Below are 14201 nucleotides of genomic sequence, written 5' to 3' on the forward strand. Positions count from 1 at the left end.
CATCCTTCGAACGTCCAAAATCCCACGTCCCTCCCTCGCTTCAGGACATTTAAGAGTGCAACCGGACTGGATAGGAGTAATGAGCAACGACGACCAGGAACTCGGCATCACCGAGTCCAAATCGTACAGTCCCGGCGACTGGTACGCCGAAGTCGTACTGAAGGCGGGTCTCGCCGACTACGCGCCCATGGGCGGGTTCATCGTGACCCGGCCGCGCGGCTACGCCCTCTGGGAGGGCCTGCAGGACCACCTCGACGGCTGGTTCAAGGACACGGGCGCGCAGAACGCCTACTTCCCCGCGCTCATCCCCGAGAGCTACCTCGAACGGGAAAGCGACATCGTGGAAGGGTTCGACCCGGAAGTCGCGTGGGTGACCCACGGCGGCCACGACGAACTCGACGAGCGCCTCGCGTTTCGCCCCACCAGCGAGAGCATCATCACGCCGTTCATGAGCCAGTGGGTGCGGAGCCACCGCGACCTGCCGCTCCGACTCAACCAGTGGTGTAGCGTGATTCGGTGGGAAGCGACGGACACGAAGCCGTTCTTCCGCACGAAGGAGTTCCTCTGGCAGGAGGGTCACACCGCACACGAGACCCGCGACGAGGCGTGGGACGAGACGATGACCCGACTCGACCAGTACCAGCGCGTCTTCGAGGAGGTGCTGGCGATTCCGGTCATGCCCGGCCGCAAGCCCGAACACGACAAGTTCCCCGGCGCGGACACCACGACGACGGTCGAGGCCCTGATGCCCGACGGCAAGTCGGTGCAGGGCGCGACCAGCCACTACCTCGGGCAGGGCTTCGCCGAGGCGTACGACCTCTATTTCACCGACGAGAACGAGGACGAACGCGTGGCCCACACAACCTCGTGGGGACTGTCGTGGCGCGCGCTCGGGGCGCTCATCATGACCCACAGCGACGAGCAAGGGTTCGTCTGCCCGCCCACGCTCGCGCCCGAGCAGGTCGTCATCGTCCCGATTTGGCAGGAGGAGAACCGCGAGGAAGTGCTCTCGTACGCCGAGGGCATCGCGGAGGACCTCGAAGACGCGGGCGTCCGCGTCGAACTCGACGACCGCGACGAGCGCAACCCCGGCTTCAAGTTCAACGAGTGGGAGCTGAAGGGCGTCCCCGTCCGCTTCGAAATCGGCCCGCACGAGGTCGAGGACGACGAGATTACGGTCGTTCACCGACCCGACGGTGAGAACGTCGTGGAGGACCGCGCGGACATCGCCGAGACCGTCGAGGACCACTTCGACGCGGTGTTCGACAAGATGTACGAGGCGGCCGAGGAGACCCTCGAAGATAACATCCGCGAGGCCGACTCCCGCGCCGACATCCTCGGCACCATCGGCCAGCACGGCGGCTACGTGAAGACCGCGTGGTGCGGCGACGAGGACTGTGAGACCGAAATCAAGGACCAGATTTCGGCGGAAATCGTCATGGTGCCCCTCGACCGCGACGAGGAACCCTGCGGCGACGAGTGTTCCATCTGCGGCGACGAAGCGGAGGAGACGGCGTACTTCGCCAAATCGTACTGAACGCGCGATTTCCCTTTTTCTCGCCGAGTGCCGAGCATGACATGTGAACCTTGGATTAGATAGTCCCGCGCGTGCAACGAGGCACCATGCCGCGGTACGTCACACTCGACGACACGTACGAAGCCGCCCGCGAGAACTTCTCGTGGAACCTCCCCGAGAGCTTCAACGCCGCACACGACCTGCTCCGCAAGCACGACGACCCGAAGGGATCCGTGGCGCTCTTCCAAGCGTATCCGGACGGGCGGCGGGAGACGTACACCTTCCGCGACATCGACGTGCTGTCGAATCGGGTCGCCAATGCTCTCTCGAATCTCGGCGTCGGATTCGGCGATAGGGTCGCCGTCGCCCTCCCGCAGAAACCCGAAAATCCCATCACCCACCTCGCGTGCTGGAAACTCGGCGCGGTGTCGGTGCCGCTGTCGGTGCTGTTCGGGTCCGAGGCGCTCGGCTATCGACTCGACGACAGCGGCGCGAAAGTCGCCGTCGTGGACGCGTCGGTTCGCCCGACGGTGGACGCGGTTCGGGACGACTGCCCCGACCTCGAACACGTGGTCGAGGTGGACGGGGACGCCGGTGATGGACGGGACGCCGACGGGGAGGCGCTCGACTTCGAGGAACTCCTTCGGGACGGCGGACGCTCGTTCGACATCGCGGAGACGACGCCCGAGACGCCCGCCATCGTCATGTACACGAGCGGAAGCACGGGTCCGCCGAAAGGCGTCCTCCACGGACACCACGTGTGGGTGGGGCACTGCCCGACGTACTCGATGGTATTCGAGCGAAACGTCCTCGGGAAAACGGTGGCGTGGACCCCCGCGGATTGGGCGTGGATCGGCGCGCTCGGCGACCTGCTCTTTTCCTCGTGGCACTACGGCCGCCCGGTCGTCGGCTATCCGATGGGGAAGTTCGACGCCGAGGAGGCGTTCGAACTCGTGGAGGAGTTCGGCGTCACGGACGCGTTCGTCCCGCCGACGGCCATCCGCATGATGATGGAGGTGTCCGACCCGACCAACGCCTACGACCTCGACCTCGATGCGATCAGCACCGGCGGCGAACCGCTGACGCCCGAGATTCTCGCGTGGGCGGAGGAGGAACTGGCGGGCGTCGCGGTGAACGAACTGTACGGCCAAACGGAGGCGAACCTGCTCGTCGCCAACTGTCGGGACTGGTTCGAGGCGAAACCGGGGAGCATGGGGAAACCCGTTCCGGGCCACGACGTCGCCATCGTTGACCCCGACACCGGCGAGGAACTGCCGCGCGGCGAGGTCGGCCAAATCGCGGTGCGAAACCCCACAGAACCCGCGATATTCGAGGAGTACTGGAACGCCCCGAGGAAAACCGAGTCGGTTCGGGTCGGCGACTGGCACCTCACCGGCGACCTCGCTGTGCAGGACGAGGACGACTACATCTGGTTCAAATCGCGCGACGACGACCTCATCATCACGAGCGGCTACCGCGTCGGACCCGGCGAAATCGAGAAAGCCGTCCTCGAACACGAGTCGGTCGAACAGGTCGGCGTCGTCGGCGTCCCGGACGACACGCGCGGGGAAATCATCGCGGCGTTCGTCCAACCCGTTTCGGGAGTCGAGGGATCCGACGCGCTCCGCGAGGAGATACGGACCCTCGTCCGGGAGCGCCTCGCCGAGTACGAGTATCCGCGTCGAATCGAGTTCGTCGCCCGACTGCCCCAGACGACGACCGGGAAGATTCAGCGAACGGAGTTGCGGGAGCGGGCGGTCGAGGAATCCGGTTCGTGAGGGATTGGTATAAATTCGCATACGTATTGCTCTGACGCCTCCAGGCGGGTATTATAAACCGTTTAGACCGCGGACCGGCTGTTTTCCGTCGAAAGGCCGCTCACCGACGCGGCGAGCGGTCGCTACTACAACAATGTTTTCGAGTCCGACGTTCGACGACGGGGTGCCACACGAACGAATCGACGCCGACGAGTGGGAGGACATCTACGTCGTCGGCGACGTCCACGGCTGTTTGCCGGAACTCGAATCGCTTCTCGACGACCTCGCGCCGTCCAACGACGACCTCGTGGTGTTCGTCGGCGACCTGATTCGCAAAGGTCCCGACAGCATCGGCGTCGTCGAGTTGGTTCGGGAGAACGACAACTTCCGCTCGGTTCGGGGAAACAACGAGCAGAAACTCCTCGACGGGGGCGTCGAACTGGACGAGTTCGGGGAGGCCGAAATCGAGTACGTTCGGAGCCTTCCGGCGGCGATTTCGTGGGACGGCGCGCTCGTCGTTCACGGCGGCGTGGACCCGCGAAAGCCGCTTTCGGAACACTCCATCGACGACCTCGAAACGACGCGCTCGCTGGACCCGGACGGAAGCTACGACCGACCGTTCTGGTTCGAGGAATACGACGGGCCGCGGCGGGTGTTCTTCGGTCACACCGTCCTCGAACGGCCGGTCGAACAGGAGTGGGCCGTCGGGTTGGACACGGGGTGTGTCTACGGCGGGACGCTCACGGCGTACGAGTATCGCGCTGACGAGTTCGTCACCAAGCCGTCCCAGAGAACTGGCAAGAACAGAAGCGAGGACTCCATCGTCACTCCGCGAACCCACTGAAACCTCGGTCCCAGAAAATCGCCCTCCGCGACCAGCCATGCCACAACACGAGTTACCGGACGACGATGACGAGGAAACGACGTCCGAAAACGCGACCATCGACCTAACGGACTCCAAGTACTACCTGAACCGAGAGTTGAGCCAACTCGAATTTCAAAAGCGGGTGCTTCACGAAGCGATGGACGAGCGCAACCCGCTGCTGGAGCGCGTGAAGTTCCTCGCCATCTTCACGACGAACATGGACGAGTTCTTCCGCAAGCGGGTCGGCGGCCTGAAACAGCAGATGGCGGCCGACGTGACCGAACTGTCGCCCGACGGTCGGACGCCGCGGGGACAGTGGGACGAAATCCTCGACGTGACGCGGGAGATGTTCCGCCAGCAGTCGGACTGTTATCGGGACGTGATTCACGGCGAACTGGCGGCCGCGGGTATCGAAATCGTATCGTACGACGCCCTGTCGTCCGCGGAGCGGGACGACCTGCGCGCGTATTTCGAGGCGTCCGTCCTTCCCACGCTCACGCCGCTGACGTTCGACCCGGCCCATCCGTTTCCGTTCATCTCGAACCTGAGCCTCTCGTTGGCGGTGCTGACTCGGAAGGACGACGAGTCGGAGACGACCTTTTCGCGCGTGAAGATTCCGAAAAACAGGCCGCGTCTCGTCCGAATAGGCGACGAGACGCGATACGTCCTGCTGGAGGACGTCATCCGGGCCAACCTCGACCTCCTCTTTCCGGGCACGGAGGTCATCGACCACTCCACGTTCCGCGTCACCCGAAACGCGGAGGTCGGGAAGGACGAGGAGGTCGCGGAGGACCTCATCGACATGATAGAGTCGGTGCTCCGGGAACGTCGGTTTGCCACCGTCGTTCGCCTCGAAATCGAGGAGGGGATGCCCGACGAGGTTCGGGAGTTGCTGGTCGAACAGCTCGGCGTGGACGAACGCGAAGTGTTCTGCCTCCCCGAACCGCTCGACTTCCGGGATTTCATGGACCTGACGGACTGTGACCGACCCGACCTGAAAACCGCTCCGTGGACGCCACAGCCCCATCCTCGTCTTTCCGGCGGGACCCCCGACGAATCCGTGGACGTGTTCGAGGAGATTCGACGCAACGACGTGCTCGTCCATCACCCGTATCACTCCTTCGAGGAGACGGTCCAGAAGTTCCTGCGGCAGGCCGCGACGGACCCCGACGTGCTCGCCATCAAACTCTCCATCTATCGGACCGCGAGCGACTCGAAGGTCGTCGAGAGCCTCATCGAGGCGGCGAGGAACGGAAAACAGGTCGCGGTGATGGTCGAACTCAAGGCGCGATTCGACGAGGAGAACAACATGGAGTGGGGCAAGAAGTTGGAGGAGGAAGGCATCCACGTCGCGTACGGGACCATCGGCTACAAGACCCACAGCAAGACCGCGCTCGTCGTCCGCGAGGAGGAAGACGGTGTGCAATTGTACTCCCACGTCGCCACCGGAAACTACCACTCGGAGACGGCGAAGACGTACACCGACCTCGGACTGCTGACCGCGGACCGCGAAATCGGGCAGGACCTGAGCGACCTGTTCAACTATTTCACCGGCCACACCCGCCACGAGAAGTACCGAAAACTGCTCATCGCACCGGGGAACATGCGCGAGCGGTTCACCGAGATGATACGCACCGAGGCGGCGTTGGCGCGCGAGGGAAAGGAAGGACGCATCGTCGCCAAGATGAACTCCCTCGAAGACCCGACTATCGTCGAAGAACTCTACCGGGCGGCGATGGACGGCGTCGATATTGACCTCATCGTCCGGGACATCTGTCGGCTTCGTCCCGGTATCGAAGGGGTGAGCGAAACGGTGGACATCTATAGCGTCGTCGGTCGGTTTCTCGAACATTCCAGAATCTTCTACTTCGGCAACGACGGCGACCCGCGGTACTTCATCGGGTCCGCCGATTGGATGACGAGGAACCTCGACAAACGCGTGGAAACCATCGCACCGGTGACGAACCCGGCGCTTCGGGAGGAACTGTCGACGATTCTCGAAACGATGCTGGCCGACAACCGGAACTGCTGGGTGATGGAGTCGGACGGCGGCTATCGCCAACGGCGACCCGGCGACGAACCGACGGTGGCCACACAGGACGTACTCATGCGACGCGCGGGTCGCCTGAGCGACACCTGAAGAAACCGAAGCCGTCCAAAGTGATAGGAGATCGATTAGAACGGGTATCGAAACGGTCACGTGCAGGAGAGTATAAAACGGATGTGAATAACGCTCAACCAATGTCGAATATCCAAAAATTGAGTAGAATTTGACAGTATACTACGGAATCACGTGTTGTAATCCGTAGGCACACCATTTATCCAAATCACGAATCGTTAGCAAAGTTTTAGAAACTCGACTACAATCGGTTATGTATGGCCGAAGTCAATTTAGACAAAAAGGACTTCAAAATCCTACGCTGGCTCGACAGGGAGGGGGATATCGACGTGGACGAAGTGAGCGACGAACTCGGTATCAGTACCTCGACGGTGTACTATCGGTTGGATAAGTATCGAAAACAGGGCATTCTCTCGGGGACGGTTTCAAAAATCGACGCGCACGAACTCGGCCTCGAACTGACCGCTATCACCGAAATACGAAGCACCTACGGACCGGGATACGACGAAATAGGCGAGGAGCTGACAGATATCTCGGGCGTTCAGACGGTGTACTTCATGCTCGGCGACAAGTCGTTCACGGTAATCGCCCATCTCCGCGACCACGACCACTTACAGGAGTACATCGACGACATCATCCACACCGACGGTGTGGAACACTCCTCGACGCAGATAGTTCTCCAAACGTTCAAGGACGAATCCAGACTACTGGTCAACTACGACGACGAGGACCTGGAAGCGCTCATCGAAAGCGGATAGGGGCAGTTTTCGATAGTTGCGAAGAAGCGGTGAAGCGGACGAAATTCTCGTCCGAACCAGTTCGAATTTACTACAACCATAGTTATTTCGCCGCCACTATCGTGTAAACGTCCAATATATAAGGAACACATATTGACAATAGCACACCCTTTCCCCTTCAGGAGAAACCTCTTATGCCAGTTTGTCATGCGCTCGCACATGACCAACTCTCTCGTCGACCCGACCGACCAGCGGTCGAACTGCGGTGTCGGGGTCGTAATGGATCTCGACTCCGACGCCGACCACGAAATCGTCGCCGACGGCCTGTCGCTCCTCGCCAACCTCGAACACCGCGGAACGACCGGCGCGGAATCGAACACCGGAGACGGTGCGGGTATCCTCGTCCAGCGTCCAGACTCGTTTTTCGCCGCGAAACTCGATTCCGACCTCCCCGAGACGTACGCCGTCGGGCAGTTGTTCCTCCCGCGCGATGCGGACGTTCGCGCCGAACTGAAGACGACGGTCGAGGAGATTCTCGGTGGGGAAGGCGTCCCCGTCTTCGACTGGCGGACGGTCCCGACCGAGAACGACGACCTCGGCGAGACGGCGCTCGAATCGGAACCCGTCATCGCCCAGTGTTTCGTCCGCCCCGAGGAGGGAACGTCCGTCGAGGAGTTCGACGAGACGCTCTACGTCGCCCGGCGCGCGCTGGAACGGCGAGTCGAGGCGCGCGACGACGCCGACCGATTCTACGTCTGCTCGCTGGACCGCAAGACGCTCGTCTACAAGGGGCTTCTCAAGGGCGACCAACTCACGGGATACTTCCCTGACCTCCGCGACGAGCGCTTCGAATCCTCGGTCGCCATGGTTCACGCACGGTTCTCCACGAACACGCTCGGCGCGTGGCACCTCGCACACCCCTACCGGCGCGTGGTCCACAACGGTGAAATCAACACGATTCAGGGGAACGGCAACTGGATGGCCGCCCGCGAAACCGACCTCGAAAGCGAGCGCCTCGGCGACGACATCGACCGCATCACGCCGGTCACGACGCTCGACCAGAGCGACACGGCCGTCGTCGATAACGTGCTCGAACTGCTCATGCAGGACGGCCGCGAGTTGCCCCACGCGCTCCGCATGCTCCTCCCCGAGGCGTGGCGCGACCGGACCGACGGCGACCGCCGCGCGTGGTACGACTTCCACGCCTCCCTGGTCGAACCGTGGGACGGCCCGGCGCTCGTCGCCGCGACGGACGGCGACCGCGTGGGCGCGGTGCTCGACCGCAACGGATTGCGGCCCTGCCGGTACGACGTGACGGCGGACAACCGACTCGTGATGGCGAGCGAAACCGGTGCCCTCGACCTCGAACCGAACGAGGTGGTCGAGCGGGGACGTCTCAAGCCGGGACAGCTGTTCCTCGCCGACCCCGAACGGGGCGGCATCGTCTCGGACGAGGCCGTGTTCGACGACCTGACCGACGAGAAGTACGCGGAGTGGGTCGAAAACGAGCAGGTCCGACTGGCCAAGCGGGTGGAATCGCCCGCGCCGCGGAACGAGTCCGATTCCGACGGCACCGCCGAGTCCCCCGTCCCGCTCCGTGCCGGACAGGCCGCTTGGGGCTACACCCACGACGAACTGAGCGAACTCCTCGAACCGATGGCCAGCGCGGGCAAGGACCCCGTCGGCTCGATGGGCGACGACACGCCGCTGTCGGTACTTTCCGACTTCGACCGTCCGCTCTTTTCCTACTTCAAGCAACTGTTCGCGCAGGTGACGAACCCGCCCATCGACTACATCCGAGAGGAACTGGTGACGAGCCTCGAAACCCGCCTCGGCCGCCAGCGCAACCTCCTCGGCGAGTCGCCCGCCCACGCGCGGCAACTCGTGCTGGAGTCGCCCGTGCTGACCGACGAGGCGCTGTCGGCGGTGCTCGAAACCGACTTCCCGACCGACGTCGTTGACATCACCTTCGACCCGGACACGGACCTCGAAGCGGCGGTCGAGCGGGTCCGCGACGACGCCCGCACCGCCGTCGAGGAGGGTGCCGAAATCGTCGTCCTCTCGGACAGGGGGACGGGCGAGAACCGAATCCCGATTCCCTCCCTGCTCGCCACGGGCGCGGTTCACCACCACCTCGTGCGCGAAGGACTGCGGACCAGGACCGGCCTCGTCGTGGAGTCCGGCGACCCGCGAACCGTCCATCACCTCGCCACGCTGGTCGGGTACGGTGCGGGCGCGGTCAACCCCTACCTCGCCTACCGGACCATCGAGGATTTGGTGGCCGGACCGGACGGCGCGGACGAGGTGGAGGCCATCGGCAAGTACGTCTCGGCGCTGGAGAACGGGCTGCTGAAGACGATGGCGAAGATGGGTATCTCGACGGTCGAGAGCTACCGCGGTGCCCAGATATTCGAGGCGGTCGGGCTGGACGGTGAGTTCGTCGACGAATACTTCACCGGCACCGAGAACCGCACCGAAGGCATCGGTATCGACGAAATCGAGGACGACGTGCGCGAGCGCCACGAAACCGCGTTCGGCGACGACCCGAACATCGACCGACGGGGCGAGTACGAACACCGCTCGAACGGCATCCACCACCAGTGGAACCCGAAAACCGTCGGCGCGCTCCAGCGAGCGGTTCGCGGAAACGACGACGAGGAGTACGCGGCGTTCGCCGAGGAAATAAACCAGCAGCAGGAGACGCTGCAGACGCTCCGCGGCCTCCTCGACTTCGACACCGACGCCCGCGAGTCGGTCCCCCTCGATGAAGTCGAACCCGTCGAGGACATCGTGACCCGGTTCTCCACGGCGGCGATGAGCCTCGGGTCGCTCTCGCCGGAGATGCACGAGAACAACGCCGTCGCCATGAACCGTATCGGCGGCAAGTCGAACACCGGCGAGGGCGGCGAACCGCCGGAGCGGTTCGACACTGAGCGCGAGTGTTCGGTGAAGCAGGTGGCGAGCGGGCGGTTCGGCGTCACGAGCCGCTACCTCCAGTCGGCCGACGAGGTGCAGATCAAGATGGCCCAAGGGTCGAAACCCGGCGAGGGCGGACACCTCCCCGGCAAGAAGGTGAACGAGATGATCGCGCACGTTCGCCACGCCACGCCGGGCGTCGGCCTCATCTCGCCGCCGCCGCAACACGACATCTACAGCATCGAGGACCTGAAACAGCTCATCTACGACCTGAAGGCGGGAAGCGACGGCTCGGAGGTCAACGTGAAGCTCGTCTCCGAGGCGGGCGTCGGCACCGTCGCGGCGGGCGTCGCCAAGGCCAAGGCCGACGTCGTACACATCTCGGGTCACTCGGGCGGCACGGGCGCGAGTCCGCGGACGTCCATCAAGAACGCCGGATTGCCGTGGGAACTCGGCCTCGCCGAGGCCAACCAGATGCTCCACCAAACCGGGCTTCGCTCGCGCATCCGCGTCAGCGTCGACGGCGGCCTGAAGACCGGCCGCGACGTCGCCGTCGCGGCCCTGCTCGGCGCGGAGGAGTACTCGTTTGGGACGGCGAGCCTGGTCACGAGCGGGTGCGTGATGGCGCGCAACTGCCACGCCAACACCTGCCCGGTCGGCATCGCCACCCAGCGGGAGGAGCTTCGGGAGCGGTTCCCCGGCGAACCGGAGCACGTCATCAACTACATGGCGTTCATCGCGGAGGAGCTTCGGGAGATACTGGCCGAACTCGGCTTCCGCACCGTCGAGGAGATGGTCGGCCACGTCGAACTGCTCCGTCAGCGCGACACCGACCACCCGAAGGCGCGTCGTCTCGACCTTTCGAGCGTGCTCGCCGACCCCGCGAACGGTGGCAGCCGAACCAAGACGCGGGAACAGGACCACGAGTTGGACGACCACCTCGACCACGACCTCCTCGACGCCGCGCGCGGCGCGCTGGACGGCGAGGAACCGGTCGAAATCGAGCGTTCGATAACGAACCGGGACCGCGCTGTCGGCGCGATGCTCTCAGGTCGCATCTCCGCGCTTCACGGGGGAGCGGGACTGCCGGACGGGTCCATCACCTGCCGGTTCGACGGTGCCGCCGGACAGAGTTTCGGCGCGTTCTGCCAGTCCGGCGTGGACCTGTTCCTGACCGGTGCGGCGAACGACTACGTAGGAAAGGGCCTCTCGGGCGGCCGAGTCGTAGTCGAAACCCCCGACGACGCTGGCTACGATTCGAACGACGTCATCGTCGGCAACGTCGCCCTGTACGGCGCGACGGGCGGCGAACTGTACGTCAACGGCGTCGCGGGCGAGCGCTTCGCGGTTCGCAACAGCGGCGCGAAAGCGGTCGTCGAGGGCGTCGGCGACCACGGCTGTGAGTACATGACCGGCGGCGTCGCGGTCGTCCTCGGCGAAACCGGCGAAAACTTCGCGGCCGGGATGACGGGCGGCGTGGCCTACGTGTTGGGCGACGGCGACGAACTCCGCGAGCGCGTCAACGGCGAGAGCGTCTCGCTCTCGTCCGACTTGGACGCGCGCGACGAGGCGGTAGTACGGCGGTTGGTCGAAAACCACGCCGCCGCGACGGGCAGCGAAACGGCGCTGTCGGTGCTCGACGAGTGGGAGTCCGTCTCGTTCGTGAAGGTCATGCCCGACGCCTACCAGCAGGCCATCGAGGAGGGCAAAGAAGACGTTCGAACGTCGCCCCCAAGTCCGGTTTCGGCGCCCCGACAGTCGTCCGACTTTCGAGTGCCGTCGGACGACTGAACCCGGAAAAAGCGGTCGCCGATCTTCAGAGGTACGCCGAGTCCCACCGCGCCGCCTTCCGCTTGTTGCCACACTCGTTGCACTCGATGCGTTCCATGCTGTCCATCGCGTTGTCGAGCGTCTCGCAGTTCGAGCAGAAGTAGCCGTAGCGGTCCTCACCCGCCTCGTCGTTGAACACGGCGAAGAACGGCGCTTTCGACCCCCGACTGGTTTCCGAGCGGTTGATGTATCTGGTTTCCCCGTCGAACTCGCGGGCTTCCAGTATCGGTTCGTCGCTCTCCGAGTAGATGTTCTCGGTGTACGTTTCGTCGCCGATTTCGGCTGTCCGCTCGCCGACCTTGGTGAACCCGTGATCTCGATAGAATTGGTTTCCCTCCTCGTTTCCGGCGAGGACGAGCCCGGAGAGGGTTTCGACCTCTTTGTCTTCGAGTTTCTCCTTCGTCTGCCCGAGGAGCGTCGTTCCGACACCCTCACCTCGGTAGTCGGGGTGGACGTGCAGCCAGAGGATGTTCCCCTCAGGGACGTCGGGGAGCACCTCGCTCTGCGTGAATCCCGCCACGTCTCCCCCGTCGAGCGCGACGAGGTACAGCGTCCCCCGGCTTTGGAACTCCTCTTCCAAGTTCTCCTCGGAGTACCACTCCTCGATGGCGTGTTCGATTATCTCCTCGTCCAAGAAGTGTGCGTATGAAGCCGCAAGCGACTCCGCGGCGACGTCTTGGATTCCAGCGATGTCCTCGGTTCGCGCTTCGCGTACTTGCATACTTGGCATACTCCGGGATGAACAATAAACATTCTACCGGCCGTAGCTTCCCACTTGTCTCTTCGATTGCTGTCATTACGTCCGATTTTTGCGTATCGTCGCGCTCTATCCTCCCGTTCGGACGTTTTTCATCGGGTCATTCCCGACCGACCGTCCAGTTTTTCGTCTCAGAGCTCGCCATCGCGGAAATTGGGCGACGAGTTACGCTCGGCTCGTACTTCTCCGCCTTCGGTAGCGTTTTCCGCCCGCCACGCAATCGACCCGACATGAACACGGCACTCGTCATCGGCGGGACGCGATTCATCGGCCGCCACCTCGTGACCGACCTGCTCGACAACGGCTACGACGTGACCATCTTCAACCGCGGGAACCACGACAACCCGTTCGCCGACGTGGACGGCGTGAGCCACTTCGAGGGCGACCGAACGGACGACGACGCGCTCGAAGCGGCGCGCGACGAGGTGGACCCGGACATCGTTATCGACTGCGTGGCCTACAAACCCCGCGAGGTCCGGGCGGCCACCGAAATCTTCGCCGACGTGGACGGCTACGTCTACATCTCCAGCGGAAGCGCTTACAGCAACGAAGTGCTTCCCAAGCGGGAGAACGACACCGAACTCTGTGGCTGCACGGACGAACAGGCCACCGACGACTCCCACGACTCCTACGGCCCGCGAAAGGCGGAGGGCGACCGCGCCATCTTCGAGGCCGCGGAACGGGGCGTCAACGCCATGAGCGTCCGCCCGTGCATCGTCTACGGACCCTACGACTACACCGAGCGACTGGACTTCTGGATAGACCGCGTGAACGAACACGACCGCCTCGTCGTCCCCGGCGACGGCCAGAACGTCTGGCACCGCGCCTACGCCGAGGACGTGGCGAGCGCGCTCCGCATCGTCGCCGAGGAGGGCGACCCCGGCGAGGCCTACAACGTCGGGGACGAACGGTTGGTCACGATGGACGAGATGCTGTCGCTCATCGCGGACGCCCTCGACACCGACGTCGAACTCGTCCACGCCAGCGACCGCGAACTCTCGACGGCCGACCTCTCCACCGACGACTACATCCTCTACCGCGACTACCCGCACGTCCTCGACACGAACAAACTCGCCGCGCTCGGCTGGGAATCCACGCCGCTCGACGTGGCGATGGAACGAACCGTCGAGGAACACCTCGAAAGCGACCGCGACGGCGGCGAGTACGACCCCGGACGCGAGAACGAGAAGCGCGTCCTCGGCGTGCTCGACACCATCTGAGACGTATTCGGCGGTTACGGTGAACAATCGGCGACTGATTTCGTTTCATCTCGTTCGTGCATTCCGACTTCTCAATCTGGCGCGCGCTGGCGAGGCGACGAGGACAGCGAGGTTTCGAAGGAACCTCGGAAGCGAGCGGCACCGCCGCGAGCCATCGTCCGAGTCGTCTCGATAAAGCGTGCGAGGGATGAGCGAAGCGAATCGGCTGGGGAGGGTGTGGCTGATGCGGTTTGCGGTGCGGTTTCAATGACGTCTGTATTTGCAGTCACGGAAGAAGTAACAACAACTCGTGCCGAGCGGACGGGTGCTTTCGAGGTAGTCTTCTCGGTAGTTGCAGTCGAAGTAGCTGCAATGTGTTCTCGTAGGGGGTGGGGGCTTTCCGTGACTTCATGGTCGTAGCCGAAGAGTTAGAATGAACATCACGAAACGACCGGACGAGAACGGTCGAAGTCGTCGCATGCCCAGCAAAATCGAATCCACCTCG

Annotated in this window: 8 protein-coding genes; 7 read left to right on the forward strand and 1 reads right to left on the reverse strand. The window is 63.7% G+C overall.

What is annotated here, in order from left to right; translation table 11 throughout:
- Positions 1-79 precede the first annotated feature (79 nt).
- The 6 genes from proS (at position 80) to gltB (ending at position 11701) form a co-directional block, all read left to right on the forward strand.
- Positions 80-1537, forward strand: a complete 1458-nt coding sequence (proS, locus tag V5735_RS08150; protein ID WP_423745904.1) for a proline--tRNA ligase — start codon at positions 80-82, stop codon at positions 1535-1537.
- An 86-nt stretch (positions 1538-1623) separates the two neighbouring features.
- The gene (locus V5735_RS08155; RefSeq protein WP_423745905.1) at positions 1624-3294 is read left to right on the forward strand and encodes an acyl-CoA synthetase; all 1671 of its coding nucleotides are present in this window, start codon (positions 1624-1626) and stop codon (positions 3292-3294) included.
- 133 nt (positions 3295-3427) lie between these two features.
- Positions 3428-4117: a metallophosphoesterase gene (locus V5735_RS08160; protein ID WP_423745906.1), complete on the forward strand. Its 690-nt coding sequence runs from the start codon at positions 3428-3430 to the stop codon at positions 4115-4117.
- A 37-nt stretch (positions 4118-4154) separates the two neighbouring features.
- The gene (gene ppk1 / locus V5735_RS08165; RefSeq protein ID WP_423745907.1) at positions 4155-6278 is read left to right on the forward strand and encodes a polyphosphate kinase 1; all 2124 of its coding nucleotides are present in this window, start codon (positions 4155-4157) and stop codon (positions 6276-6278) included.
- A 236-nt stretch (positions 6279-6514) separates the two neighbouring features.
- The gene (locus tag V5735_RS08170) at positions 6515-7015 is read left to right on the forward strand and encodes an Lrp/AsnC family transcriptional regulator (RefSeq protein WP_423745908.1); all 501 of its coding nucleotides are present in this window, start codon (positions 6515-6517) and stop codon (positions 7013-7015) included.
- A 198-nt stretch (positions 7016-7213) separates the two neighbouring features.
- Positions 7214-11701 (forward strand): glutamate synthase large subunit, encoded by a 4488-nt coding sequence (gene gltB, locus V5735_RS08175; protein WP_423745909.1) that lies wholly within the window; start codon positions 7214-7216, stop codon positions 11699-11701.
- A 25-nt stretch (positions 11702-11726) separates the two neighbouring features.
- Here the strand turns inward: gltB and V5735_RS08180 are convergent, their stop codons facing one another.
- Positions 11727-12461: a GNAT family N-acetyltransferase gene (locus V5735_RS08180; protein WP_423745910.1), complete on the reverse strand. Its 735-nt coding sequence runs from the start codon at positions 12459-12461 to the stop codon at positions 11727-11729.
- Between the two features lie 266 nt (positions 12462-12727).
- Between V5735_RS08180 and V5735_RS08185 the strand changes: the two genes are divergently transcribed.
- Complete coding sequence (locus V5735_RS08185) at positions 12728-13717, forward strand: NAD-dependent epimerase/dehydratase family protein (RefSeq protein WP_423745911.1); 990 nt, start codon at positions 12728-12730, stop codon at positions 13715-13717.
- Positions 13718-14201 lie beyond the last annotated feature (484 nt).

It is taken from the genome of Haladaptatus sp. SPP-AMP-3, assembly GCF_049568665.1.
In the GTDB taxonomy this organism is placed as follows: Archaea; Halobacteriota; Halobacteria; order Halobacteriales; family Haladaptataceae; genus Haladaptatus; species Haladaptatus paucihalophilus.